Annotated in this window: 26 protein-coding genes; 17 read left to right on the top strand and 9 right to left on the bottom strand. The window is 63.2% G+C overall.

The genetic code is table 11. The features are described from left to right. Positions 1–124: 124 nt before the first annotated feature. Positions 125–757 (bottom strand): HAD family phosphatase, encoded by a 633-nt coding sequence (locus X756_RS152460; RefSeq protein WP_023729781.1) that lies wholly within the window; start codon positions 755–757, stop codon positions 125–127. Between the two features lie 221 nt (positions 758–978). Here X756_RS152460 and X756_RS152465 point away from each other — a divergent pair, with 221 nt between their 5' ends. Next, on the top strand, positions 979–1,938 hold the full coding sequence (locus tag X756_RS152465; protein WP_023671243.1) for a sugar-binding transcriptional regulator: 960 nt from the start codon (positions 979–981) through the stop codon (positions 1,936–1,938). A gap of 35 nt (positions 1,939–1,973) precedes the next feature. On the opposite strand, the gene X756_RS152470 is transcribed toward X756_RS152465, so the two are convergent. Continuing rightward, the gene (locus X756_RS152470; RefSeq protein ID WP_023729780.1) at positions 1,974–2,159 is read right to left on the bottom strand and encodes a hypothetical protein; all 186 of its coding nucleotides are present in this window, start codon (positions 2,157–2,159) and stop codon (positions 1,974–1,976) included. Positions 2,160–2,269: 110 nt separating this feature from the next. On the opposite strand from X756_RS152470, the gene X756_RS152475 reads away from it, so the two are divergent. From X756_RS152475 to X756_RS152520, 10 genes are all read left to right on the top strand, one after another. Next, the gene (locus X756_RS152475; protein WP_023671245.1) at positions 2,270–3,178 is read left to right on the top strand and encodes a LysR substrate-binding domain-containing protein; all 909 of its coding nucleotides are present in this window, start codon (positions 2,270–2,272) and stop codon (positions 3,176–3,178) included. 172 nt (positions 3,179–3,350) lie between these two features. Continuing rightward, on the top strand, positions 3,351–3,632 hold the full coding sequence (locus tag X756_RS152480) for a hypothetical protein (RefSeq protein WP_023683593.1): 282 nt from the start codon (positions 3,351–3,353) through the stop codon (positions 3,630–3,632). A gap of 243 nt (positions 3,633–3,875) precedes the next feature. Next, positions 3,876–5,186: a sugar ABC transporter substrate-binding protein gene (locus X756_RS152485; protein ID WP_023671248.1), complete on the top strand. Its 1,311-nt coding sequence runs from the start codon at positions 3,876–3,878 to the stop codon at positions 5,184–5,186. Between the two features lie 119 nt (positions 5,187–5,305). Then, entirely contained in the window at positions 5,306–6,178 is an 873-nt protein-coding gene (locus X756_RS152490; protein ID WP_023729779.1) for a sugar ABC transporter permease, read from the top strand. An 11-nt stretch (positions 6,179–6,189) separates the two neighbouring features. Beyond that, a complete protein-coding gene (locus X756_RS152495) occupies positions 6,190–7,014 on the top strand; it encodes a carbohydrate ABC transporter permease (RefSeq protein WP_023671250.1) in 825 nt (274 codons plus the stop codon). Between the two features lie 50 nt (positions 7,015–7,064). After that, on the top strand, positions 7,065–8,069 hold the full coding sequence (locus X756_RS152500; protein ID WP_023689168.1) for an ABC transporter ATP-binding protein: 1,005 nt from the start codon (positions 7,065–7,067) through the stop codon (positions 8,067–8,069). After that, positions 8,066–8,836 (top strand): L-iditol 2-dehydrogenase, encoded by a 771-nt coding sequence (locus X756_RS152505; RefSeq protein ID WP_023729778.1) that lies wholly within the window; start codon positions 8,066–8,068, stop codon positions 8,834–8,836. The genes X756_RS152500 and X756_RS152505 overlap by 4 nt, the downstream gene beginning before the upstream one ends. A 46-nt stretch (positions 8,837–8,882) precedes the next feature. After that, positions 8,883–10,361, top strand: coding sequence for a mannitol dehydrogenase family protein (locus tag X756_RS152510; RefSeq protein ID WP_023729777.1), 1,479 nt, complete (start codon positions 8,883–8,885; stop codon positions 10,359–10,361). Positions 10,362–10,372: 11 nt separating this feature from the next. After that, positions 10,373–11,032, top strand: coding sequence for an HAD family hydrolase (locus X756_RS152515; RefSeq protein WP_023729776.1), 660 nt, complete (start codon positions 10,373–10,375; stop codon positions 11,030–11,032). A 135-nt stretch (positions 11,033–11,167) separates the two neighbouring features. Further along, positions 11,168–12,754, top strand: coding sequence for an FGGY-family carbohydrate kinase (locus X756_RS152520; RefSeq protein WP_023729775.1), 1,587 nt, complete (start codon positions 11,168–11,170; stop codon positions 12,752–12,754). Positions 12,755–12,808: 54 nt separating this feature from the next. On the opposite strand, the gene ugpC is transcribed toward X756_RS152520, so the two are convergent. The 7 genes from ugpC to X756_RS152555 form a co-directional block, all read right to left on the bottom strand. Next, positions 12,809–13,903 (bottom strand): sn-glycerol-3-phosphate ABC transporter ATP-binding protein UgpC, encoded by a 1,095-nt coding sequence (gene ugpC / locus X756_RS152525; protein ID WP_023729774.1) that lies wholly within the window; start codon positions 13,901–13,903, stop codon positions 12,809–12,811. 2 nt (positions 13,904–13,905) lie between these two features. Next, the gene (locus X756_RS152530; protein ID WP_023729773.1) at positions 13,906–14,952 is read right to left on the bottom strand and encodes an NAD(P)-dependent alcohol dehydrogenase; all 1,047 of its coding nucleotides are present in this window, start codon (positions 14,950–14,952) and stop codon (positions 13,906–13,908) included. 15 nt (positions 14,953–14,967) lie between these two features. Next, positions 14,968–15,780, bottom strand: coding sequence for a carbohydrate ABC transporter permease (locus tag X756_RS152535; RefSeq protein ID WP_023729772.1), 813 nt, complete (start codon positions 15,778–15,780; stop codon positions 14,968–14,970). A gap of 11 nt (positions 15,781–15,791) precedes the next feature. Further along, positions 15,792–16,658 carry a sugar ABC transporter permease gene (locus tag X756_RS152540; protein WP_023729771.1) on the bottom strand — a complete coding sequence of 289 codons (867 nt, stop codon included), beginning with the start codon at positions 16,656–16,658 and terminating at the stop codon, positions 15,792–15,794. A gap of 96 nt (positions 16,659–16,754) precedes the next feature. After that, entirely contained in the window at positions 16,755–18,026 is a 1,272-nt protein-coding gene (locus X756_RS152545) for a sugar ABC transporter substrate-binding protein (RefSeq protein ID WP_023693095.1), read from the bottom strand. Positions 18,027–18,255: 229 nt separating this feature from the next. Then, positions 18,256–19,173: an AraC family transcriptional regulator gene (locus X756_RS152550; protein WP_023671262.1), complete on the bottom strand. Its 918-nt coding sequence runs from the start codon at positions 19,171–19,173 to the stop codon at positions 18,256–18,258. Between the two features lie 94 nt (positions 19,174–19,267). After that, positions 19,268–20,077, bottom strand: coding sequence for a helix-turn-helix transcriptional regulator (locus X756_RS152555; protein WP_023729770.1), 810 nt, complete (start codon positions 20,075–20,077; stop codon positions 19,268–19,270). A gap of 113 nt (positions 20,078–20,190) precedes the next feature. Here X756_RS152555 and X756_RS152560 point away from each other — a divergent pair, with 113 nt between their 5' ends. The 6 genes from X756_RS152560 to X756_RS152585 all read left to right on the top strand — a co-directional run bounded on the left by X756_RS152560 (position 20,191) and on the right by X756_RS152585 (position 26,647). Continuing rightward, positions 20,191–21,327, top strand: a complete 1,137-nt coding sequence (locus tag X756_RS152560; RefSeq protein WP_023729769.1) for an ABC transporter ATP-binding protein — start codon at positions 20,191–20,193, stop codon at positions 21,325–21,327. Next, positions 21,308–22,471, top strand: coding sequence for a spermidine/putrescine ABC transporter substrate-binding protein (locus X756_RS152565; RefSeq protein ID WP_023729768.1), 1,164 nt, complete (start codon positions 21,308–21,310; stop codon positions 22,469–22,471). Before X756_RS152560 ends, X756_RS152565 begins: the two co-directional genes overlap by 20 nt. A gap of 61 nt (positions 22,472–22,532) precedes the next feature. Continuing rightward, positions 22,533–23,396, top strand: a complete 864-nt coding sequence (locus X756_RS152570) for an ABC transporter permease (protein ID WP_023729767.1) — start codon at positions 22,533–22,535, stop codon at positions 23,394–23,396. Further along, the gene (locus tag X756_RS152575; protein WP_023729766.1) at positions 23,396–24,208 is read left to right on the top strand and encodes an ABC transporter permease; all 813 of its coding nucleotides are present in this window, start codon (positions 23,396–23,398) and stop codon (positions 24,206–24,208) included. Before X756_RS152570 ends, X756_RS152575 begins: the two co-directional genes overlap by 1 nt. 28 nt (positions 24,209–24,236) lie before the next feature. Then, entirely contained in the window at positions 24,237–24,998 is a 762-nt protein-coding gene (locus X756_RS152580; protein WP_023683575.1) for a glucose 1-dehydrogenase, read from the top strand. Between the two features lie 245 nt (positions 24,999–25,243). Further along, positions 25,244–26,647, top strand: a complete 1,404-nt coding sequence (locus X756_RS152585; RefSeq protein ID WP_023729765.1) for an MATE family efflux transporter — start codon at positions 25,244–25,246, stop codon at positions 26,645–26,647. The last annotated feature ends 39 nt before the right edge of the window (positions 26,648–26,686 follow it).

The following is a 26,686-nucleotide window of genomic DNA, read 5'->3' as shown; positions in this document are numbered from 1 at the left end:
TGTCATCGCAGTGTAGAATCACACCCGATTCCGCAGGGCAATACCTATCTTAGCGCCTATGCCGTTCACGGGGAGAAGGTCCCGGCAGGGGGATGAGGGGCAGCGCCGACGTTCATAGGCTCACTCAGAGTCCCAACCGAGCCCGCAACTCTTCCGCACTGTTGATCACGACAGCGCCCTTCGGTCCTGCCATCGGCGCTTCCGGCCAGAAGATCGTCCGCATCCCCGCAGCCAGGCCTGATGTGGCGCCGGTAACGCTGTCGTCGACGGCCACCGCGTCTGAAGGATCGACGCCGGCCAGCCATGCGGCGCGCAGGAACGGCTCGGGATGCGGCTTGCCTTCGCGCACGTCGTTTCGGCTGATCGTGCGCATGCCGGGATAGATCAGGCCGACGGCACTCAGATTTGCATCGACGATCACCCGGTCGGAATTGGACACCACCGCCTGCTGCACGCCGAGCGCGCGCAACTCGTTGAACAGTTCGATCGCGCCGGGGCGCGGCTTCAGCGTCTCGGCCATCGGGATGTAGTGATCGTATTTGCGCACGATCCAGTCGTCGAAGGGCAGGTCGAGGCCGAACTCGCTGCGCAGCATCTCGTAGACCGGTGCGGCGGCGACGCCCAGCACCCGCTCATGCAGGTCGGCCGGCGGCGTGATACCGACGCTGCGCAGCGCCGCCACCAAGGCCGCCTCATGCAGCGGCTCGCTGTCGACCAGCGTGCCGTCCATATCCCAGAAAACCGCTTTCGGCGTCATGCGAGGCTCCTTTTGCCGATCCCCTTAAAGCGTTTGTATCAGGAGATAAACCGCCGAGCCCGTCCGCTGGCGATTTTCGCTTGGTTGGTTGCCGCGCGGCGGCCGGATCGAAGCAGCAAGCAATTGCCCTGCCGATAGACAATTGCGCGCCGACACATTCCCTGCAAGACTATTGACGCTTCGCCCAAGGGCGGGCAAAGGGGCAGGGCTGGAGGCACATTTTGAATTCGCGGCAAGACGGCGGCAGCAGCAGGCTGGACGAGGCAGCGCGCGCCGGCTGGCTTTATTATGTTGCCGGCAACACCCAGGACCAGATCGCCGCCACGCTCGGCATTTCCCGGCAGACGGCGCAGCGGCTGGTGTCGCTGGCGGTGTCGGAGGGGCTGATCAAGGTTCGCGTCGATCACCCGATCGCCAATTGCCTTGATCTCGCAGCTAGACTGAAGTCACGCTTCGCGCTCGACCTCGTCGAAGTGGTGCCGAGCGATCCAACCTCATCCTCGACCACGATCGGCATTGCCGAGGCGGCTGCGGCCGAGATCGAGCGGCGGCTGCGGTCACCGACGCCCATCGTCTTGGCCATCGGCACCGGCCGCACGCTGAAGGCGGCGATCGAGCAATTGCCGCCGATGGAATGCTCGCAGCACAAGGTTGTGTCCTTGACCGGCAACATCTCGCCCGACGGTTCGGCCGCCTTCTACAACGTCATCTTCACCATGGCCGACCGGGTCAAGGCGCGCTCGTTCCCGATGCCGCTGCCGGTCATCGCCTCGTCGCCGGAAGAGCGCGAGATGCTGCTTGCCCAGCCGATGATCCAACCGACGCTGGCGCTGGCCGCGGAAGCCGACGTGACCTTTGTCGGCATCGGCGATCTCGGCCCGAAGGCGCCGCTCTACGAGGACGGTTTTATCTCGGAAAGCGAGTTGAAGGCGTTGCAAAAGGCTGGCGGCGTCGCCGAGATCGTCGGCTGGGTGTTCGATCGGGAAGGCCGCATGATCGAGGGCATCACCAACGACCGGGTATCGTCGGCAGCCTTGCCGTCACGCGAAAAGTCGCTGGTCATTGCGCTCGCCATGGGCGAGCGTAAGTTGCCGGGCATCCTGGCCGCTGTGAACCGCCGGCTGGTCAATGGCCTCATCACCGACGAGCGGACCGCCACGGCTTTGCTCGACGGTTCCTGATAGATTAAGCGGCCCATCGATAAAATCCAACACGTTTATTTGCAGCGCCCGGACGGGTCGTTGCCGTCGAGAAAACCCATGTCGCGCTGCAAATGCGGCGACAGCTCCCGGACGTCGACGTAGCCGCGCCGGCGGTGCACAAGCAGGGAAAATTCATGCACCAGCAGGGAAAACCAGCTCTGCGCCGGGGTCGAATCGAGCTTTTGCTGTACCGTGGTCATGATCTTCAGCCTCCGCTATGCTTGAACTTGATTGATCGTTGACACCAGATATCGGCCTGATTGCCTCTTGCCGCCAATCAAACGTCGATCACGACCCATAAGGAGGGCTTATGCCCGATCTCAAGGCACCACAGCTCGCCCAGTTGCCGCCGCTGCAGGCCATCAGGGTGTTCGAAGCCGTCGCGCGGCATCTCTCCTTCACCAAGGCCGCGCAGGAACTCGGCATGACGCAGGCCGCCGCCAGCTATCAGATCAAGCTTCTGGAAGAGCGCATCGGTTCGCCGCTGTTCCTGCGCCAGCCGCGCCAGATCGTGCTGACCGAACCCGGCCAGCGCCTGGCGCCCGCCGTCAGCGAGGCGTTCAGCCTGCTCTCAAGCGCCTATTCCGCCGCGCGTGGGGGCGCCGATGGTGTGCTGTGCGTCTCGACGCTGCTGACCTTTGCCTCGAACTGGCTGGCGCAGCACCTCGGCTCCTTCCAGGTCGCGCATCCGTCGCTGGCGGTGCGCGTCGATACCTCGAACAGGGTGATCGATTTTGCCCGCGAGGACATGGACATCGCTATCCGCTCCGGCAGCGGCAAGTGGCCTGGAGTGGAGACCCATCTTTTGTTCAAGGCCGATTTCACCCCGGTGCTGAGCCCGGCACTCGCTGCCACCATAGGTGGCGTCCACGAACCCGCCGACCTGTTCAAGCTGCCCATTCTCGATCCCGGCGACATCTGGTGGCGGGAATGGTTCGCCCTTGCCGGCGTCCCCGCCGACGAACTTGCCAGGCGCACCGGCACCAGCATGGGCGCGCAGGCCTATGAGGCGAACGCGGCCATCGCCGGCCATGGTGTGGCGATCCTGACCACCGCATTGTTCAAGACCGAGCTCGCCGCCGGCCGCCTGATCCAGCCCTTCGACCTGGTCGGCGACGACGGCCACGCCTATTGGCTGGTCTACCCGACGGCGCGTCGCAACGTGCCGAAGATAAAAGCCTTCCGGGACTGGATCCTGGCCGAGATCGCCTGCGCCTGAAGGCGAGCGATTCGCGGATTGATTTCCGAGATGCAAAGCGAGCCATGGATCCGCGACGAATGCTCGCTTTCGCGGACAAACAGCTGCGATCGGGCCACCCGGTTAACCAAGCTTGACAAAAACGCTGTCGATATCACTCGCCCGGCATAGGCTTGTGCTTGTGACGACCCAATTGAGCAGGATCAATCGTCTGCAGATTGAAACAGGGTCGATCAGTCGGCTGATGAAAGTCTATCGCGTCGAAGAAATCGAAAACAACACCGTGCGCACGACGCAGGTGATCGAAGCATTTACGCCGTTTCAAGCTGCCGTGAAGGCAATCGGCCGGGAGGTTAGGCTGCGCAAGGACGAGCCCAGCTGGATCCAGGTGACGGAAGTGCTGACCAGAGCCAAGCAAACACGCGACGGCAGGGTTTTCGAATATTCCGTCGGAAGCTACCCGTCCCACGGCTGACGGGCTGGGCCCTATCGCTCCCTTGGCGCCACGATTGGGTTGCGATGGGTCGGCATCAACCCGCTCTCACATCCCGTGCAAACAGCTTCCCAAGTCCATTCAATATCCTCTACGCGCGCAACGTCGCGCACCTGCCCCGTGTGCTGCGCTGCAGCATCGAATCCGGCTTGACATAATTAACGCCAAGTGAGTAATTGCCCATTACCAAGGCAAATGCTCATCTTGGTTCATGGGAGGAATTTGATGAAACTGCGCACGCTCACTTTGGGCCTGTTGTCGGCCAGCGCCTTCGCTTTCGCCGCGCATGCCGAATCCATCACCATCGCCACCGTCAACAATGGCGACATGGTCCGCATGCAGAAGCTGACCGACGACTTCACCAAGGCTAACCCCGACGTCACGCTCAACTGGGTCACGCTCGAAGAGAACGTGCTGCGCGAGCGCGTCACCACCGACATTGCCACCAAGGGTGGCCAGTATGACGTTATGACCATCGGCACCTACGAGGTTCCGATCTGGGCCAAGCAGAACTGGCTGTTGCCGCTCGACAAGCTCGGCGACGACTATGACGCAAAGGACATCATCCCGGCCATCGCCGGCGGCCTGTCGGTCGACGGCAAGCTCTATGCCGCGCCCTTCTACGGCGAAAGCTCCTTCGTCATGTACCGCAAGGACTTGATCGAGAAGGCCGGGCTGAAGATGCCCGACGCCCCGACCTGGGACTTCATCAAGCAGGCCGCCGACAAGATGACCGACCGCGCCAATGGCGTGAACGGCGTTTGCCTGCGCGGCAAGGCCGGCTGGGGCGAGAACATGGCCTTCCTCACCGCCATGTCGAACTCCTTCGGCGCCCGCTGGTTCGACGAGAACTGGAAGCCGCAATTCGACCAGCCGGAATGGAAGAACACACTGCAGTTCTATGTCGACCTGATGAAGGCCGACGGTCCCGAGGGCGCCTCGTCCAACGGCTTCAACGAAAACCTGGCGCTGTTCCAGCAGGGCAAGTGCGGCATGTGGATCGACGCCACCGTCGCCGCCTCCTTCGTCTCCGACCCGAAGAACTCGACCGTCGCGGACAAGGTCGGCTACGCACTGGCCCCCGACAATGGTCTGGGCAAGCGCGGCAACTGGCTGTGGGCCTGGTCGCTGGCCATCCCGGCCGGCACGCAGAAGGGAGACGCCGCACAGAAGTTCGTCTCCTGGGCGACCAGCAAGCACTACGCAGAACTGGTTGCTTCGAAGGAAGGCTGGGCCAACGTTCCTCCGGGCACGCGCTCCTCGCTCTATGCCAATGCCGAGTATCAGAAGGCGGCTCCGTTCGCCAAGATGACGCTGGACTCGATCAATGCCGCCGACCCGACGCATCCGACCGTCAAGCCGGTGCCCTATGTCGGTGTGCAGTTCGTCGCCATTCCTGAGTTCCAGGGCCTCGGCACAACCGTTGGCCAGCTGTTCTCGGCGGCGCTCGCCGGCCAGACCAGCGTAGACGACGCGCTCAAGCAGGCGCAGGACGCCGCCACCGCGACCATGACCGAAGGCGGTTATATCAAGTAAGGCTCCTCCCGGTGCCGAATGCCGGCCGCCTCCTTGGCCGGCAACGGCCGCCCGAATCCCAGTTCGGGCGGCCCCTTTCACACACCTGAAAATTTGGCTGACCTTGAAGGGTGACCGTCATGGCTACTCAGCAGACCCGTTCGCTTGCCCGCTTTATGTTGGCGCCATCCGTGGTGCTGCTGTTCGTCTGGATGATCGTGCCGCTGGCACTCACGATCTGGTTCTCCTTCCAGCAGTACAATCCGCTCAATCCGATCCGCGACGGGTTTGTCTGGTTCTCGAATTACTCGCTGTTCTATTCCAACCCGGCATTCCTGCAGTCGATCCTCAACACGCTGGTCCTGGTGGGCAGCGTGCTGCTGATCACCGTCATCGGCGGCATCATGCTGGCGCTGTTGATCGATCAGCCGATGTGGGGACAGGGGATCGTCCGCATCCTCGTCATCTCTCCGTTCTTCGTCATGCCGCCGGTGGCTGCACTTGTCTGGAAGAACATGATCATGCACCCGCAATACGGCGTCTTTGCCGACATTGCGCGCTTCTTCGGGGCTCAACCGATCGACTGGTTCGGGCAGCATCCGATGCTTGCCATCATCATCATCGTCGCCTGGCAATGGCTGCCCTTCGCAACGCTGATCCTGCTGACCGCATTGCAGTCGCTCGACGGCGAGCAGAAGGAAGCCGCCGAGATGGACGGCGCCGGCTTGGTCAGCCGCTTCATCTATCTGACGCTGCCGCACATGTCGCGCGCCATCACCGTCGTCATCCTGATCCAGACCATCTTCCTGCTGTCGGTCTATGCCGAAATCCTGGTCACCACCAATGGCGGACCCGGCTATGCCTCCACCAACCTGCCCTTCCTCGTCTACCAGAAGGCATTGCTGGAGTTCAAAATCGGCCAGGCATCGGCCGGCGGTGTCATCGCCGTCATTCTCGCCAACATCGTCGCCTTCTTCGCCATGCGCGCGGTCGGCAAGAACCTGGACAAGTAAGGGAGGATACGATGGCACGTGCAGTCACCACCCAACACAAGGTCATTGCGACAGGCGCCGCCTGGATCGTCGCGCTGCTGATCTTCTTCCCGATCCTCTACACGATCATCACCTCGTTCAAGTCGGAGCAGGAGGCCATCCAGGGCTTCGCGCTGATCCCGTCGGGGACGTTCGAGAGCTATACCGAGGTCCAGGCGCAGAGCGGCTACTTCAAGTTCTTCTTCAACTCGGTGCTGCTCTCGGTCGGCTCGACCATCCTGGCCCTGATAGTCGCGGTTCCGGCCGCCTGGTCGATGGCCTTCTCGCCGGGCAAGTGGACCAAGGACATCCTGATGTGGATGCTCTCGACCAAGATGATGCCGGCGGTTGCCGTGCTGTTCCCGATCTACCTCATCTTCCGCGATGCCGGACTGCTCGACAGCCGCATCGGCCTGATGATCATGCTGATGCTGATCAACCTGCCCATCGTGATCTGGATGCTCTACACCTACTTCCGCGAAATCCCCGGCGAGATCCTGGAAGCGGCACGCATGGACGGCGCCACCTTGTGGGGCGAGATCGTCTATGTGCTGACCCCCATGGCCGTGCCGGGCATCGCATCGACCATGCTGCTCAACATCATCCTGGCGTGGAACGAAGCGTTCTGGACCATCCGCCTGACCACCACCGAGGCAGCGCCGCTGACGGCCTTCATCAGTTCGTTCTCGAGCCCGCAAGGCCTGTTCTGGGCCAAGCTTTCGGCGGCCTCGACGCTGGCCATCGCCCCCATCCTGATCATGGGCTGGTTCAGCCAGAAGCAGCTGGTGCGCGGCCTGACATTCGGCGCGGTAAAATAACGGACGTTGCCTGAAGCAATCCGGCCAAATAACCCCTCGGGGAGGAAACCATGGGAAACATCACGCTCAAGAACGTCTCCAAGCATTTCGGATCGACGGTCATCATTCCAGGCCTCGACCTGGTCATCGAGAATGGCGAGTTCGTCGTCTTCGTCGGGCCGTCGGGTTGCGGCAAGTCCACGTTGCTGCGCCTCATTGCCGGGCTCGAGGACACCAGCGGGGGCACCATCAACATCGATGGCCGTGACGTCACCGGCGAGGCGCCGGCCAAGCGCAAGCTGGCCATGGTATTCCAGTCCTATGCGCTCTATCCGCATATGACGGTGGCCAAGAACATCGGCTTCCCGCTGAAGATGGCGGGCGAGGATGTGGCGACGATCGACAAGAAGGTGAAGGACGCGGCCCGGGTCCTCAACCTCACCAACTATCTCGAACGCCGGCCCGGCCAGCTCTCCGGCGGCCAGCGGCAACGCGTCGCCATCGGCCGCGCCATCGTGCGCCAGCCCTCGGCATTCCTGTTCGACGAGCCGCTGTCCAACCTCGATGCCGCACTGCGCGGCACCATGCGGCTCGAAATCAGCGAGCTGCACCATCAGCTCAAGACGACGATGGTCTACGTCACCCACGACCAGATCGAAGCCATGACCATGGCCGACAAGATCGTCGTGCTCAACGCCGGCAACATCGAACAGGTCGGCTCGCCGATGGAACTCTACAAGTCGCCGAAGAACCTGTTCGTGGCGGGCTTCATCGGTTCGCCGAAAATGAACCTGATCGAAGGTGCGCCGGCGGCCAAATACAACGCCAAGACCATCGGCATCCGTCCCGAGCATATGGGGATATCGACCACGGCGGGTGACTGGAAAGCCCTTGTCGGCGTCGCCGAGCATCTGGGCTCCGACACCTTCCTGCATGTCCAGGCCGACGGCGTCGGTCCGCTGACGGTACGCGCCGATGGCGAACTGGCCGTACGCCATGGCGACACCATCTATTTGACGCCGGACAAGGTCCGCATGCATCGCTTCGGCCCCGACGGAAAGGCGCTGACGCAGTGAGACTGAAAGGCAAATCGGCGCTGATCACCGGATCCGCGCGCGGCATCGGCAGGGCTTTTGCCGAAGCCTATACGCGCGAGGGTGCCACGGTGGCCATTGCCGACATCAATCTGGCGGCTGCCGAAAAGACGGCCGCCGAGATTGGCGCCAACGCCTATCCGGTCAGGCTCGACGTCAGCGACCTTGCTTCGATCCAGGCGGCGGTCAAGGCGGTCGAAACAAAGACCGGCGGCCTCGACATACTGATCAACAATGCTGCCTTGTTCGACCTGGCGCCGATCGTCGAGATCACCGAAGCGAGCTATGACAAATTGTTCTCCGTCAACGTCGCCGGCACTTTGTTCATGCTGCAGGCAGCGGCGCGTTCGATGATCGCAAGGGGCAAGGGCGGCAAGATCATCAACATCGCCAGCCAGGCAGGACGGCGCGGCGAGCCGCTGGTCGCCGTCTATTGCGCCACCAAGGCCGCGGTGATTTCGCTGACCCAGTCCGCCGGGCTCGACCTGATCAAGCACCGCATTAACGTCAATGGCATCGCGCCCGGCGTCGTCGACAGCGATATGTGGGATGAGGTCGATGCGCTGTTTGCCAAATATGAGAACCGGCCGAAGGGCGAGAAGAAGCGGCTGGTCGGCGAGGGCGTGCCCTATGGCCGCATGGGCAAGCCGGAGGACCTGACCGGCATGGCGGTCTTCCTGGCCAGCGACGACGCCGAATACATCGTCGCCCAGACCTACAATGTCGATGGCGGCCAATGGATGAGTTGATGGGCCGGGATCACGAAGGCCGCAGCCCGGCCAAAAGGGTAGAAAAATGACCGTGAAACTCTCCTCCTCGATCCTCTCGGAACTCCCCGCCAAGGTCGCCGGTCCCAGATATGATCGCTCCAGGCTCAAACCCGGTATCGTCCATTTCGGCGTCGGCAATTTCCATCGCTCGCATCAGGCGGTCTACCTCGACGATCTCTTCAATGCAGGCATCGGCCATGACTGGGCGCTGGTCGGCGCCGGGGTCTTCGAGGGCGAAAAAATCGGCCGTTCCAAGCTGCAGGAGCAGGACTGGCTGACCACCGTGGTCGAGCAGGATTCCGACCATATGAGCGCCCGCGTCACCGGCGTTATGATCGACTTCCTGACGCCCGGCGATGCCGATGCCATCATCGACCAGCTCGCCGATCCGGCGATCAAGATCGTCTCGCTGACCATCACGGAAGGCGGTTATTTCATCGATCCGGCCTCCGGCAAGTTCAACCCGACCCACCCCGACATCGTCGCCGACGCACAGGCAGGCACGACGCCGAAGACGGTGTTCGGCCTCATCCTTGCGGGCCTGATGCGCCGCCGGGCCGACGGCATCGTGCCGTTCACCGTCATGTCCTGCGACAACATCCCTCATAATGGCCATGTCACCTCGGATGGCGTCATTGGGCTGGCCCGGCTGATCGACGAGGATCTGGCGAACTGGGTCAGCGACAATGTCGCCTTTCCCAACGGCATGGTCGACCGCATCACGCCCGCCACCTCCGACCGCGAGCGCGGTATTCTCGCCTCGGAGTTCGGCCTCGAGGACAACTGGCCGGTGTTCTGCGAGCCGTTCAAGCAATGGGTGCTGGAAGACCGTTTCACCGACGGCCGCCCGCCGCTGGAAAAGGTCGGTGTGCAATTCGTGAGGGATGTCGCGCCCTATGAGCTGATGAAGATCCGCATCCTCAATGGCGGTCATGCCACGATCGCTTATCCCGCAGGGTTGATGGACATCCATTTCGTCCATGAGGCGATGCAGGAGCCGCTGGTGCGCGGCTTCCTCGCCAAGCTCGAGCATGACGAGATCATCCCGACCGTGCCGCCGGTGCCGGACACCGTGCTGGAGGATTATTACCAGCTCATCGAGCACCGCTTTTCCAACCCCAAGATCGGCGACACCATCCGCCGGCTTTGCCTCGACGGTTCCAACCGGCAGCCGAAATTCATCATCCCGACCATCGCCGACCGGCTGAAAGCCGGGAAGAGCGTTGCGGGTCTCGCGCTGGAATCGGCGCTGTGGTGCCGCTATTGCTTCGGCACCACCGACAGCGGCGCCGACATCGAAGCCAACGATCCCAGCTGGGACCGGCTGCAGGCAACCGCCAAGGCGGCGAAGGATGCGCCCGACGCCTGGCTTGCGATGGAGGACATCTATGGCGATGTCGGCCGCTCGGCGGCGTTCGCCGAGGCCTTTGCCCATGCGCTCAACGTCTTGTGGGCGAATGGCACGCGCGCGACGCTGACGCGCTACATCTCCGGCAAGCTCTGACGCCAGCCGCAATGACGCCCGAACTGGTCATCTTCGACTGTGACGGCGTGCTGGTCGACAGCGAGGCGCTGTCGGTTTCGGCTCTGCTCGGCATGATCTCTGCCGCCGGGGGCTCGGTCAGCGAAGATACCGCCTACGAGCATTTCTTAGGCAAGAGCATGAAGAGCGTGCGCGAGATACTTCTTCGCGATTTCACCATCGACATCACCGACGTGCATCTGACCGACATGCGCGTCGAACTGATGCGCAAATTCCGCGAGGAGCTGAAGCCGATTCCCGGCATCAGCGACATCCTGCCGAGGCTGGGCGTGCCCTGCTGCGTCGCGTCCTCCGGCACGCTCGACCGGATACGCTACGCGCTCGACGTCACCGGTCTGCTCGGCCTGCTCGAGCCGCATCTGTTCAGCGCCGCCATGGTCGCGCGCGGCAAGCCGGCGCCGGATCTTTTTCTCCATGCCGCCGCCGCCATGGGCGCGCATCCCGGTAATTGCATCGTAATCGAGGACAGCCCTGCCGGCATCGCGGCGGCGCGTGCGGCCGGCATGCGCGTCTTTGCTTTCACCGGCGGTTCGCACGCCGGCAACCCGGCCTTGAAAGCGCGGCTTGCGTCGAGTGAACCGGACTTTATATTCGCGGACATGCTGCAATTGCCCGATCTGATTGCAGGCTAGAGCATGATGCCGAAAAGTGTGAATCGGTTTTCGGAACGACATCATGCTCTACTTCTTTGATTTAGAGACGGATTCAGATTTCGGGTCGAACAGACCTGAAATCATCCGGCTCTAGGGAGCGAGAGTAAAAGCATCTTGACGAAAAGCTTCGTTTGCGCGGTCGATGTCGGCACCGGGAGCGCCCGCGCGGGCATTCTCGATACGTCAGGCACCTTGCTCGGCCGCGCCGAGCATCCGATCGTCATGAACCAGCCGAAGGCCGATCACGCCGAGCACAATTCGCAGGATATCTGGTCGGCGGTCTGCATCGCGGTGCGTGCCGCGCGCGAAAAGGCCGGTGTGTCAGCCGACGATATTGTCGGCATGTCGTTCGACGCCACCTGCTCGCTGGTGGTGCTGGACAGGAATGCCGGCCAGCTCAGCGTCTCGGTGACGGGCGAACGGCGCTGGGACACCATCGTCTGGCTCGACCATCGCGCCATCGCCGAGGCAGATGAATGCACCGATAGCGGCCACGCCGTACTCGACTATATCGGTGGCGTCATGTCGCCGGAAATGGCGACGCCGAAGCTGATGTGGCTGAAGGGCAATCTGCCGGGAACTTGGCATGAAGCCGGCTACCTATTCGACCTCACCGATTTCCTGACCTGGAAGGCGACCGGGTCGCTGGCGCGCTCGCAATGCACGCTGACCGCCAAATGGACCTATCTGGCGCATGAGGAAACCGGCTGGCGCCGTGACTTCTTCGACAGGGTCGGGCTTGGCGATCTGTTCGAACACGGCAGCCTGCCGGAGAAGGCAAGTGCTGTCGGCGCAGACATCGGCACGCTCACCCCTGAAGCGGCGGCGGAGTTGGGCTTGAGCGAAAACTGTCGGGTCGGCGCCGGCGTCATCGATGCCTATGCCGGCGCGCTTGGCGTGCTCGGCGGCTTTGCTGGCGACGAGCAGAATATCGGCCGCCATCTGGCATTGATCGCCGGCACCTCGTCCTGCGTCATGGCCATGTCGCCCGATCCGCAGCCTTTCGCCGGCGTCTGGGGTCCATACTATGGCGCCGCACTGCCAAAGCTCTGGCTGTCGGAAGGCGGCCAGTCGGCTACCGGGGCTTTGCTCGACCACATCATCCGCTGGCATGGCGCCGGCGGCGAGCCGGATGCGGCCATGCATGCCAAGATCGCCAGGCGCGTCGCTGAACTGCGCAGCACCGAAGGCGACAAGCTGGCGGCGAGGTTGCATGTGCTGCCGGATTTCCACGGCAACCGCTCGCCGCTTGCCGACCCGCATGCCGTCGGCGTGGTCAGCGGGCTGACGCTGGATTCCTCCTTCGACAGTCTGTGCAAGCTGTATTGGCGCACCGCCGTCGGCATCGCGCTCGGCGTGCGCCATGTGCTGGAGGCGCTGAACGAGAACGGCTATCTCATCGACACGCTGCATGTCACCGGCGGCCACACCAAGAACCCGTTGCTGATGGAGCTTTATGCCGACGCGACCGGCTGCGCGGTAATCGAGCCGCTGGCCGACGAAGCCGTTCTGCTCGGCACCGGCATGGTCGCCGCCACCGCGGCCGGTCTGTTCCCGGACCTGAATGCCGCTTGCGTCGCCATGCAGCAAGGCGGCAGGGCGCGCACCTCGAACCCGGCCGCGTCAGGCCGCTTCGACCGCGACTACAGGATTTTCCTCGAAATGCACCGCCAGCGGCAGGAGCTCGACGCCATCAGCTAGAGCAATTCCACGAAAAATGTGAAACGGTTTTCCGTCCGGAATTGCGTACCAAATCTAGGCCTCCTCTCGCCGGCGCAAGGATGCGCCGGTCGCCGAGTCGAACAGATGCACGCTCTCCTCCTCGAATGTGTAGCGCACAGGCGCGCGCAACGCCGGGCATTCGCGGGCCGATACCAATGCGCCGACCTCCTTGCCGCCGCAGGCGAACGTCACCAGCGCGTCATTGCCATGGAACTCGATGAGGTCGGCGGTGCCTTGCAGAAGATTGATGCTCTGAGCGCCGGCGGTCTTCAGGTCCGGCGGTCGGATTCCAAGCACGGCGCGCTGGACGCCGCGTAGATCGAAGCCCGAGCCTTCTATGGAGAAGCTCGAGCCGCCGTCTGTCAGCGTCCAGCGTTCGTCCTTCCGCCCGACGGCCACGTCGATGAAATTCATGTTCGGCGTACCGATGAAGCCGGCGACGAACAGATTGCCCGGCTGGCGATAGATCTCCGCAGGCGAGCCGATCTGTTCGATAACGCCATCCCTGAGCAGCACGATCCGGTCGGCCAGCGTCATCGCTTCCAACTGATCGTGGGTGACATAGACGGTGGTGGTCTTCAGCGACTGATGCAGCCGGGCGATCTCGACCCGCATGTGGTTGCGCAGTTTGGCATCTAGATTGGACAGCGGCTCGTCGAACAGGAACACTTTCGGCGTCTTGATCATGGCGCGCGCAATCGCCACGCGCTGCTGCTGGCCGCCGGAAAGTTCGGTCGGCTTGCGGGCGAGGTAAGGTTCGAGGCCGAGCGTCGTTGCCACCGCCTCGACCCGCTTCCGGATCTCGGCCGGGGGCACTTTCTGTCGCTTGAGCCCAAAGGCGATGTTGTCGAAGATCGTCATATGCGGGTAGAGCGCATAGTTCTGGAAAACCATGGCAATGCCGCGCTCGCCGGGCTCGAGATCGTTGACCACTTTGCCGCCGATCGACACTTCCCCGCCGCTGATATCCTCCAGTCCGGCCAGCATCCTGAGCAAGGTCGACTTGCCGCAGCCGGACGGGCCGAGGAATACGACGAATTCGTGCTCCTCGATCGAGAGATTGAGGTCGCGGATGACGGTGGTGGCGCCGTAAGCCTTGTCGACATGGGAGCAAACGATCGCGGACATGGTCAGCCCTTCTCGCCGGTAAGAAGGATTTGCAGCTTGACGTCTTGCGGCTTGCCTTGCGCCGCCCGCTCGAAGGCCTCGATGCTGTCCGAGAAATCATAAGTGCCGGTGATCAGCGGCTTGAGGTCGACCTTCCCCGAGGCGATCAGCTGCAGCGCGCGGTCGAAGATGTTGGCGTAACGGAACACCGTCTCGATGCGCACTTCCTTGGAGATCGCCGCCGGAACGTTGAGGCTGACCGGTTCGACCGGCAGTCCGACCAGCACCACCGCGCCGCCCGGCCGCGCGACATCGAACAGGTCGGCGAATGCCTTCGGGCTGCCGCTCGCCTCGAACACGATATCCGCGCCCCAATTGTCGGTCGCGGCGGAGACTGCGTCGACCAGCGATTGCTCACCTATATTGACCGGCACGATGCCGGGATATTGCGCGGCAATCTTGAGCTTGGGTGCGGAAAAATCGGAGATCAGCACCTTCGAGCAGCCGCCGGCCAGCGCCGCCAGCGCGATCATGATGCCGATCGGGCCGCAGCCGACGACGACGGCGACGTCGCCAGGCACGATGCGGGCGCGGCTCGCCGCCTGCATGCCGATGGCAAAGGGTTCGACCATCGCGCCTTCGGCGAAGGTGACATTGTCCGGCAGTCTGTAGGTGAAGGCGGCCGGGTGCACGGCATAGGGCGCCAGCACGCCATGCACAGGCGGCGTCGCCCAGAAGGAGACGTCAGGGTCGACATTGTAGATGCCGAGCCTGGTCGCGCGCGACGACAGGTTCGGCACGCCCGGCTCCATGCAGACGCGGTCGCCGACCTTCAGCGTGCCGACATTGGCGCCGATCTCGACGATCGTTCCCGCGGCTTCGTGGCCGAGCACCATCGGGGCCCGCACGACATAGCTGCCGATGGCGCCATGGGTGTAATAGTGCACGTCGCTGCCGCAGACGCCGACCGTGTGGATGGCGATCTTGACATCGCCCGGTCCGACGTCGAGCGGCAGCGCGATCTCGCGCAGCGACAGTTCGCCTTTTTTCTCAAGCACCAGTGCCCGCATAGGTAAGTCCTCGCATCAAGTCTTTTTTTGCCGGAAAACGGAATTCAGGAAGCCGCTGAGCACGCCGAGGAACAGCAGCGGCGGTAGCGACAACAGCACGACCGAGGCGTTGAGGATTCCCCACGGCACGTTCATGCCTTGCTGTGAAAGTTCGGAAGCGACGATCGGCAATGTCTTGGCGTTGGAACTGGACAGCATCAGCGCGATCAGGAATTCGTTCCACACCAGCACGAAGCTGAAGGCGACGGCGCCGATCAGCGAGCGCGCCGCTACCGGCAGCGCAATGCGCCAGAACACCGAGTAAGCGCCGTAGCCGTCGACGAAAGCGGCTTCCTCGATTTCCTTCGGCACGGCCTGGAAGGCGGGAATGGCGAGCCACATGATCACCGAGATGGTGAGCAGCGAATAGGTGACGATCAGCGCCGGCAAGGTGTCGTAGAGCCCGATCTGCAGCCAGATCACCATCAGCGGAATGGCGACTGCCACCGGGGGCAGGAAGCGCAGCGACAACACGAAGAACTGGATGTCGCCAGCGAAGCGATTGGGATAGCGCGCCACCGCATAGGCTGCCGGAAGGCCGAGCATGACGCCGATCAGCACGGCGACGCCGCAGGAAATGACCGAGTTAAAGAGACCGGTCATTACGCTGTCGCGGCCGATGATGTAGCTGATATTGTCGAAGGTCGGGGTAAACACCAGGCGCGGCACGCGGGTGATGATGTCGACATTGCTCTTCAGCGAATTGACCGCCGTCCAGGCGAGCGGAAACACCGCCATGAAGCCGGCGAAGGCCAGGATGATCTTGCCGATGAGGCGGCCCGGTCTCATGCGATACGGCCTCATGCCTGCACCCGCTTCCACAGCATGGTGAAGGTGATGACAGTCGCGATCATCATCAGCACCGCCATGGCCGAGGCATAGGACACCTTGCCGGATTCGATGAAGCCTTGCGAGAAGGCGTACATGTCGAGCGTCTCGGTCGCCACGCCCGGCCCGCCGCGCGTCATCACATAAATCAGGTCGAAGGAGCGCAGCGATTCGATCATCTTGACGAACATCAGGCTGATCAGCGGCGCCTTCAGCATAGGCAAGGTCACATAGGCATGGATCTGCCAGCGTTTGGCGTGGTCGAGCCGCGCCGCTTCGATCGGCTGCGGCGGCAAGGTCTCCAGAAGCTTCAGCACGATGACCGCGAAGAACAGTCCCCACTGCCAGACATCGACCGAGGCGACGGCAAACAGGGCCGTCGACGGCTTCGACAGCGGGTCGAAGATCAACCCGCCGGTGATCAGCCTGTAGGGATAGGTGGCGATGCCGTAGAGCGGATGATAGGCAAACTTCCACACGAAGGCCGCCGAGACACGCGGCAACAGCACCGGGATGATGAACAGCAGGCAGTAGATGTTGCGCAGCCGCGGCGACGCTACTTCGAACATCAGCACGCCGAGCCCGATCGCCACCATCATCGTCGCCACCACGGTGACGATTTCCCACTTCACCGAAACCCAGACCGCGTTGAGGAAACGCCGGTCGGCGAACAGGTCGATGAAGTTCGACAGCCAGACCCAGGAATAGTTCGACGAGCTCAGCTCGCGATTCTGCAGCGCAATGACGATGGCGTACAGCGTCGGCACCATCGACAGCACCAGAAGAATGGCGAGCGTCGGAACCAGAAACGTCACGGGCAGGGAAGAGCGTCGGCGCATTGCCTATCCTCGGGCTGTGCCTTTTTGGGGAGAACCCGCGGCGCACAGGTCCCGGCATCCGGTCGAATGCCGTGGACCGCGCGGCGGGCGGGAGGATTACTTCTTCTTCACCAGCTCGTTGGCGTAGGCCTCGAGTTCGTCGAGGCCGCCCTTGACGTCGGTGCGCGTGCCGGTGACCAGCTCTTCCAGGATGATGCCCCAGCGGTCGCCGAGATCCGGCCAGCGCGGATCCTGCCAGAAGTTCACCGCCGTCACCTTGCCGGTATCGGCAAGCGCCTGGCCGAGATCGGCGCCATAGATGTCGGCGAACTCCTTGCTGGACAGCACGCTGGTGCGGTTGAGCTCGCCGAATTGGTGCGCGTCGAGCCGGCGCTTCTCGTTCTCCTTCGACGTCGCCCAGGCGATGAACAGGCCGGCGCATTGCTTCGCGGCGTCATCGGCATTGGCCTTGGCGGCGATGGCGAGGCCGTGGCCGTAGCCGCCGCCGGTCAGTGGCGAGGGCGGCGGCAGGAAGCCGATCTTGCCGACCACTTGCGAGGTCTTCGGGTCGACCGCCATGCCCGACAGCGGCGTCGATTCGACCAAGATGGCAACCTGGCCCGACAGGAAGGCGCCGGTCGATTCATCCCAGCTGCCGGTCTGCGTGCCGGGCGCTGAATCCTTGAACAGTTTAAGATAGGTCTCGGTCGCTTTGACCGCGGCCTCGGAGTTGAAAGCCGGCTTGTCACCGTCGAACCATTTTCCGCCATAGGCCTTGAAGAACGGCATCCAGCGCCAGACATTGGCGCCCGAGCCACGCGCGCCGCGCAGCGCGATGCCGTACATGCCCTTGTCGGGATCGGTCAGCTTCGGCACGTCGGCGATCAACTCGTCCAGCGTCTTCGGCGGCTGGATGCCGGCGGCTTCCAGAATGTCCTTGCGGTAGACCATCAGGTCGCCGCCGCCGGTCAGCGGCGCGAACCACACCTTGCCGTCATAGGTGGCGACCTTCTGCCGGCCCGGGTCGAAATCGGCGTAGTCGTAGTCAGCCGGGTAATAGTCGGTGAGCGGCACGATCCATTTCGACGAGGCGAACAGCGCGACATTGGCTTCGTCGACATAGTAGACGTTGTAGTTGCCGACCGTGGACGCATCGGCGCGCGACTTTGCCCGGCGGTCGTTCTCGTTGAGATAGTCGATCTGGAAGCTGGCGCCGGCCAGTTTCTGGAACTCGTCCTTGGACGCTTCCAGCAGCGTCAGCCCGTCACGCGGTTGCGCCAGCACCTTGACCGGCGCCGAGCAGACCGGCGCCGCCAGCGCCATGGTCGAGAGGGTCGTGGTAAGCATGAAAGCTGCGCTTATGCTCGCAGCGAGCCGAATTGGTTTCATTGATTTTCTCCTCCAGGAACAGTCGCAGGAAGCGGAAGTCTTCGGTTGCGCGATCCTCGCCATCGCCCGAGCGACAAGCCACCCATCGCCAAAATGAGGAGTTGCTAAAGGCCGCGCTAGAAGCCCCGTTGCAGCAGACCTGTACTTTTATGCATTGTGCGCTGCAAAATCCGGCCCGCCTGCACGGCCTCTGTCACATGAGTACCGATGGAGTGAGGAAGGCCGGTTTTCAGGCGCGCATCGTCATCCGCTGCTTCGACAGCTTGCGGTAGGATGACGGCGTCATCCGGTGCTTGCGCAGGAAGGCGCGGTTGAAGTTGGAGATGTTCATGTAGCCGACCTGGAAGCAGATGTCGGTGATCGGAATATCGGTGTCCGCCAGCAGCTTGCAGGCTTGCCAGAGCCGGAGCTTGGCGATGTGGTCGCTGAAACTGTTGCCGGTGTTCTTCTGGAAGAAGCGCGAAAACGTGCTTTCGCTCATCCCCGCCAGCTCCGCCGCCTCCGGCAGCTTCAGGTCCTCGGCGAAATGCTGGAAGAGATAGGTCAGCGTGCGCTGGATGATGTCCAGCGAGGTTGCGTCGAGCGCGGGTGAGAAATCCGGCGAGGACAAAAGCTCGTATTCGTCTGTCCTGGCCAGCAGATCGACCAGTTCGAGGAAGAGGCAAAACCGGGCGAGCCCGTGCACCGTGCCCATCCGTTCCATCAGCGCGGCGCCGTCGAGCGCGGCGCGGCCATGGAAGACGATGCCACGCAGCGATCGCTCCAGGAACGGTTCCAGTTCGCGCAGCTCCGGCAGCAGTCCCGCCGAGCCGCGCAGCCGCTGCGGATCGAATTGCAGCACGATGTCGCGTCCTTCGATCAGCTCGCCGGGTTGCACCGATGTCACCCAGTCATGCGGCAGCCCGCCGCCGACGATGCTCAGGTAGCCCGGCCCGAATTCGCCGATGTGATCGCCGACCAGCGCGACCCCGGAAGACTTCCTCAGGAGATGGATCTCGTATTCCGGATGAAAATTCCAGACATTGCGCTCCCAGGGATAGTCGTCGAGCCGCCACAGGAAACTGTCGCTCGCCTCGGTGACGATGTGCTCGAAAGCCGGCACCGTGCGAGGGATCGCGGCCGTGTTCTTTCTGCGCCTGAATGCCATCGTCTGCTCTCCGGGGCGTATGAGGAAGCGACTGGTTTCGGGTAATCCGTAGCAGTCTGTCGCCCGCAAGTGAACGATGTCTGCCTCAGCGAGTTCAACGCCGGCTCTCGATGATCTCGATGAAGCGGGCGAACAGCCCGGCCTGGGATTTGATGCCGAGTTTGCGGTGGATGTTGCGGCGGTGAACCTTCACCGTTCCCGGCACGATACGCATGGCTCTCGCTATCGACTCGGTGGAATGCCCCTGCAGCACCAGATCGACGACATGCTTTTCGCGCGGGGTCAGCGACAGGCTTTCCCAAATGTGGGCGCGGTCGAACTCGTTGACGGCGGCGCTCGTCTCGCCCTGCTCCGCTTCGTCCTGCTCCTCGGCCGAAAGTGCGGGCCAGCGCAACCGGGCGAAACCGATCACCGCCGGCGCCATGTCGCGCAGCAGCCTGGCATGGGCGGTGCCGAAGGGCCCCGAGGCGTGCAATCGCATCAGCGACAGCACCAGCGCATCCTTGCCGGGCAGCGGCACGAAGAAGCCGACCTCCTCGGCCAGCCTTGTCTGGCTATAGTAGGTGCGAAAATACTCGCTGGCATAGAAGCGGTCGGGCGCCAGTTCGCGCATGCGCCAGAACCCCTCCTTGCGCTCCACCGCCGCGTGATGAAATGGGTCGAGCAGATAGGGTCCTTCCTGATAGAGCGTGACGAAGACATGGCTCTCGGCCGGCGAGAAGGTTTCGAACAGCAGCGGCGGTCGCGAGGCGCCGCGGTAACCGAAGATCACGCAGTGGTCGAAGCCGACATGCTGGCTCAACCAGCCGACCATTGCCTTGCCGAACAGGTCGCCGCTCGTCTCCCGTGTCGCCGCGACAAGGGCTGCGAGCCGGCTGTATTCGTCGCTGCGGGACGCACTCAATCTATACCCCCTCAAACGAGAAAATAGATCAGATATACCACCAGCGAGGTATATACTAGACGCCATTGGCTCTGGTAGCGTCCTGGAATAGCCCTGTTGCTGGAGCCAGCACTTTGACCGCAGTGCCCGACATCGAGTTTCGCGGCGTCACCAAGCGCTATGGCGCTGTGACCGCCGTCAGCGGCATTGATCTCGCTGTGCCCCCCTCCGCCTTTGTCGCCCTTCTCGGACCGTCCGGCTGCGGCAAGACCACATGCCTGCGCATGATCGGCGGCTTCGAGCAGCCGAGCGAAGGCCAGGTGTTCATCCGTGGCCGGGACATGGCCGGAACGCCGCCCTATCGTCGGCCGGTCAACATGGTGTTCCAGCAATACGCGCTGTTTCCGCATCTCGATGTCGAAGCCAATGTGTCCTACGGGCTGCGCCAGGCACGGCCGCGCCTGTCGTCGCGGGAAATCGGCCGGCGCGCCGGCGAGGCGCTCGAAATGGTGCGGCTCGCCGGCTATGGCCGCCGCAAGATCCACGAACTCTCCGGCGGCCAGCAGCAGCGCGTCGCGCTGGCGCGCGCACTGGTCAACAAGCCGGCCGTGCTGTTGCTCGACGAGCCGCTGGCGGCCCTCGACAAGAAACTGCGCACCGACATGCAGATCGAGTTGCAGAACCTGCAGCGCGAGATCGGCATCACCTTCGTGCTGGTCACCCACGACCAGGAGGAGGCGCTGTCGATGAGCGATTTCGTCTGCGTCATGAATGGCGGCCGCATCGTACAGCTCGGCCAGCCGAGCGAGATCTATGACGAGCCGGCCGACCTGTTCGTCGCCGACTTCGTCGGCAAGACCAATCTGTTGAGCGGCAAGGTTGCCGGGCATACAGGCGATCTGGTCAATGTGACGCTGGCGGACGGAACCGTCATTGCCGCGCGCAAACGAACCGCCTTGCAGCAGGGCGAGACCGTTTCGGTCAGCCTGCGTCCGGAATCGCTCAGCCTCGGCGCCACGGAAGGCAGCCCGTTCAAGGGCATCGTGCGCAACCGGATTTTCCTGGGCTCGACCGCGGAATACGCCATCGAGGTCCAGGGCATCGGAACGTTGCTGGCCAAGGCCGACCATGTGATCGGCCATGGCAATCTCTTCAAGCCGGGTGAACCCGTCGCCATCGGCTTTGCCTCCGGGACGCCGCTGGCGTTTCCGGAGACCAAGAACAACGGGACCAACCAGAGGGTAGCAAAAAATGTCGAAATCATATCGTGACGGACTGCCGATTAGCCCTGAGAACTTCGTCGACCAGCTGATGCGCCTGAAGCGCGGCTCGATCGGCCGCCGCGATTTCATCGGCCTCACCGGCCTGGGCATCGCAACCGCGGTGATGGCGCGCGAGCTCGGCATCATGCCGACGCCGGCCTTCGCCGCCGAAAACCTCGGCGACCGCATGTCGATCGCCACCTGGCCGAACTATCACGACCCGCAGACCTTCGAGAATTTCAAGAAGGACACCGGCGTCGCCGTCGAGGTCAACGTCTTCGGCTCCAATGAGGAGATGCTTGCCAAGCTGCAGGCCGGCGCCTCGGGCTGGAGCCTGTTCGTGCCGACCAACTACACGATCTCGACCTACAAGAAACTCGGCATCATCGATCCGCTCGACATGGCCAAGCTGCCGAATTTCGACGGCTCCCAGGAGGACCCGCGCTTCACCTCGGAAGGCACGATCGACGGCACGACCTGCGCGGTGCCGAAGAACTGGGGCACCACGGGCTTTGCCGTCAACACCAAGAAGCTGGCCAAGCCGATGACCAGCTGGAAGGAATTCTGGGACGTCGCCATGGCTGAGGGTGATGGCCGCACCATGGTGCATGACTACCAGCTGACCACCATCGGCAACGCGCTGAAATATTACGGCTATTCCTTCAACTCGCTGAAGCAGGACGAACTCGCCAAGGCCGAGGAACTGCTGCTCAAGGTCAAGCCGCATCTGTTCGCGGTCTCTTCGGACTACCAGCCGGGCATGCGGGCGGGCGACGCCTGGATGACCATGTGCTGGACGAATGATGGCGCACAGCTGCATCGCGATATTCCAGAGATCGCCTATGTCTTGGGCAAGGAGGGCGGCGAAATCTGGACCGATTTCTACGCCATCCCGAAGGACGCGCCGAACAAGCCGGCCGGCTATGCCTTGCTCAATTATCTGATGACCCCGGAGGTTGCTGTGAAGGAGCATCTCGCCAATGGCGCGCCCTCGACCGACGCGCGGGTCAACAAACTGCTGCCCAAGGAAGTGCTCGACAATCCGATCCTTTACCCGGCGGCCGACCTGTTGACACCGCTGGAGTTTGGTGCGGCGGCGACGCTGACCGACCCCGGCCGCGCCGAACTGATGGCGCGCTTCAAGTCGGCTTGAGGCTGGCCTGACGCAAACGGAAAACCAGCGGGCCTAGGTCCGCCGGCATCGGGGCGGTTTAATGCACGGCAACAGATTTCGGCACAATTTTCTGACAGCGCTGCTGCTCGCACCGGCCACGGCGTGGCTGGTGGTGTTCCTGGTGTTGCCGTTCATCGCCATTGCCGTATTCAGCGTCGGCGAGCGGGCGCCGGAGGGCGGCTATCAGGCCGCCTTCACGCTGGCGCAGTATGCCAATCTTCCGGCGCGGGCGACTGCTTTCTGGAACACGATGATGCTGGCGCCGGTGGGCGCGCTTGCCTGCCTGCTCGTCGCCTACCCGGTTGCCTACTACCTCGCCCTGAAGGCGCCGCAACGCTGGCGACTGATCCTGCTTGCGCTCGTCGTCATTCCCTTTTGGACCAGCCTTTTGATGCGCACCTATGCCTGGATGTACATTCTGGGCGGACGCGGCATTCCCGCACTGCTGGCCTTTGTCGGCATCGAGGATGTCAGGTTGATCAACACGCCGGGCGCCGTGCTGCTCGGCATCGTCTATGGCTATTTGCCCCTCATGATCCTGCCGATCTATGTCAGTCTCGAGCGGCTCGACCGAAGGCTGCTGGAGGCCTCCGCCGATCTCGGCGCGACGCCGCTCTCGACCTTTCTGGGTGTCACCCTGAAGCTGTCGCTGCCGGGCGTGATGACAGGTTTCTCGCTGGTCATGATCCTGCTGCTTGGCGAATACCTGATCCCGACCCTGCTTGGCGGCGGCAAGGTGTTCTTCATCGGCAACGCGCTGGTCGACCTGTTCCTGCAGTCGCGCAACTGGCCGTTCGGATCGGCCATCGCCATCACGCTGGTGGCGGTTTCGGTGGTGGTGCTGATCGCGGCAAACCGCATTTCGACACGGGTGTCGGGCGCCCGCAGGGTGGATCTGATCTGATGCGCGCCTTCGTCACAGCCGTCTTCGCCTTCCTCTATCTGCCGATCGCGTTGGTCGTGCTGTTTTCCTTCAACGCCGGCCGCCATGCCAGCGAGTTCACCGGCTTTTCGGTGCAGTGGTACGGCACGGCGCTGTCGAACCCGTTCCTGGTCGAGGCGTTGAAGAACAGCCTGTTCATCGCCACCACCAGCGCCCTTCTGGCGGCGGTGTGCGGCACGGCAGCCGCACTCGGCCTGGCGCGGGTCGGGCTCAGAACCCGCGCCGTCTTCGACGCGCTGATGGGTGCCGCGATCGTCGTTCCCGGCGTCGTCATCGGCATCTCGACGCTCGTCGCGCTGGTCCAGCTGTTTGGCGTGCTCAACCCGTTCCTCGCCTCGATCTGGCCAAACGACCAGCCGCCGCGCCTGTCGCTCGGCTATGGATCGATCATCGCCGCCCACGGCCTGTTTTCGATGGCGTTGGTGACGATGATCGTCGGCACGCGTCTCGCCAGCCTCGACCGCAACATGGTCGAGGCCTCGAGCGATCTCTACGCCACGCCGCTGACGACGTTTCGCTCGATCGTGCTGCCGCAGATCATGCCGGCGGTGATCGCCGGCTTCCTGCTCGCCTTCACCTTCTCCTTCGACGATTTCATCGTCGCCTTCTTCGTCGCCGGCGCGCAGACGACGCTGCCGATCTATGTCTTCGCCTCGATCCGGCGCGGCGTGACGCCGGAAATCAACGCCATCGCCACCATCGTGCTCGTCGCCTCGGTTCTTCTGGTGGTGCTTGCCCAATGGCAGCTGCGCCAGCGCCAGCCGTCAAACTGAACAAGCCATCCAGCTGAAAGACAAATTCATGCTCCTCAAAGACCGCATCGCCGTGGTGACGGGCGCCGGTTCCGGCATCGGCCGCGCCGGCGCCATGATCATGGCCAGGGAAGGCGCGCTGGTGGTCATCGCCGACCGGGATAAGACCAGCGGCGAGGCGACAGCGGCGAGTATCCGCGCGGCTGGCGGGCAGGCCGAGGCCATTGTCACCGACGTCTCTGACGACGCGGCGGTAGGGCAGCTCATCACAGGCACTCTCGGCAAAAATGGCCGCATCGACATTCTGCACAATCACGCCGGCATCCAGGTCGGCGGCACGCTGACCGAGGTCGAAGTCGATGGTATGGATGCGTCCTGGCGCATCAATGTACGGGCGCAGTTCCTGGCCGCGCGGCTGGTCATGCCGGCAATGGTCGCGCAAGGCGGCGGCGTCATCCTCAACACGGCCTCGAATTCCGGCGTGTTCTACGATCGCGAAATGATCGCCTATGCCACCTCCAAACATGCGGTTGTGGCGATGACCAGGCAGATGTCGCTCGACTATGCCCGGCACAATGTGCGCGTCAACGCGCTCTGCCCCGGTTGGGTCGACACGCCCTTCAACGAGCCGTTCATCGCCCAGATGGGCGGACGCGAGGCGATCGAGACCTATGTCCGCACCAAGATTCCGATGGGCCGCTGGGCGAGCGCCGAAGAGATCGCCGAAGCGATCCTGTTCCTCGTCTCCGACCGCTCATCCTTCATGACCGGCCAGGCACTGGTGATCGACGGCGGCGAAAGCATCGGCTGATCTAGAGCAATTCCAGGAAAAGTGTGTAACGGTTTTCCGTCCGGAATTGCGTAAAACAAATAAGGGCAGCCGGATAGGAGGGTTCCCGCCTCTGGCTCAATCGCCGGCTGCCCGTCCTCCCTTGCCTTCATGCCGCATTTCGTCCAATAGAACGACGCAAACGCTGCGAAACCGAAGGTTTTGCCGTTTGGAAGTGCGGCTTCCGGCCTCGTTGCCGACGCGCCGCAATCGGAAAGAGCAGGACAATGTCTGCGATCGAAGCCGGCGCTCGTGCGCCGGAAAATCTTTGGCGTCAGGAAATCAGGGCGACGCTGGCGCTGGCCTGGCCGATGGTGCTGACCAATCTCGGCCAGACCGCGATGACCGCCACCGACGTCATGATGATGGGGCGTCTGGGCGCGGACACGCTGGCCAGCGGCGCGCTTGGCGCCAATCTCTATTTCATGCCGCTGATCTTCGGCCTCGGCCTGATGCTGGCGACCTCGCCGATGATCGCCACCGAGCTTGGCCGCCGGCGCTATTCGGTGCGCGATTTGCGCCGTACCGTGCGCCAGGGCCTGTGGCTGGCGATCCTGATCTCGATCCCGATCTGGATCGTGCTGTGGCATGGCGAGGCCATTCTGCTGGCCATGGGCCAGGAGCCGGCGCTCGCCCACCAGGCCGGCATCTATCTGCGCTGGCTGGAATGGGCGGTGCTGCCGTTCTACGGCTATATCGTGCTGCGCTCGTTCATCTCGGCGCTGGAGCGGCCAGGCTGGGCGTTGGTCATCGTTTTCGTCGCCGTTGCCTGCAACGCCTTTTTCAACTGGGTGTTCATGTTCGGCAATCTCGGCGTCACCTCGATGGGCATTGCCGGTTCGGGGCTGGCGACGACGCTGTCGAGCACGCTGATGTTCTGCGGCCTGGCAGCCGTAGTGATGCTGGAGAAGAAATTCCGCCGCTACCGCCTGTTCGGCCGCTTCTGGCGCTCCGACTGGCCGCGTTTCAAGGGTCTGCTGCGGCTCGGCATGCCGATCGCCGGCATCCTCGCTTTCGAGGTTACGATCTTCAACGCGGCGGCCCTGCTGATGGGCCTGATCGATGCGGATTCACTGGCCGCGCACGCTATCGCCATCCAGATCGCCTCGATCTCCTTCATGGTGCCGCTCGGCCTCAACCAGGCGGTCACCGTGCGTGTCGGGCTGGCGCATGGCGCAGGCAATCCGGCAGGCGTTTCGCGCGCCGGCTGGACCGCCTTCGTCATCGGCGTCTCGTCCATGGCGCTGATGGCGCTGGTGATGGTGCTGTGGCCGCATCTGTTGATCGGCGCCTTCATCGACATGACCGCCCCGGCCAACGCCAGGGTGATCGCGCTGGCCGTGTCGTTCCTGGCCTTTGCCGCGTTGTTCCAGATCTTCGACGGCGCGCAGGCTGTTGCCGCCGGCATGCTGCGCGGCCTGCACGACACCAAGGTGCCGATGATCTATGCCGCGATCGGCTATTGGGGCATCGGCCTGCCGCTCGGCGTGCTGCTCGCCTTCCATTTCGGCCTGCACGGCGTCGGCATCTGGATCGGCCTTGCGTCGGGTCTGGCCGTCGTGGCGGTGCTGCTGCTCGCGCGCTGGCTGCGGCGGGATAGGATCGCGCCGCCGCTCGTCTTCAGCCATTAAAAGCAAAACGGCCGCCGGGTTCGGCGGCCGTTCTCGTTT

Origin of the sequence: Mesorhizobium sp. LNJC405B00 (assembly GCF_000502615.1) — a bacterium.
Lineage (GTDB): Bacteria > Pseudomonadota > Alphaproteobacteria > Rhizobiales > Rhizobiaceae > Mesorhizobium.
The sequence above is the reverse complement of the archived record's forward strand: the minus strand, read 5'-3'. Positions and strand labels throughout refer to the sequence as shown.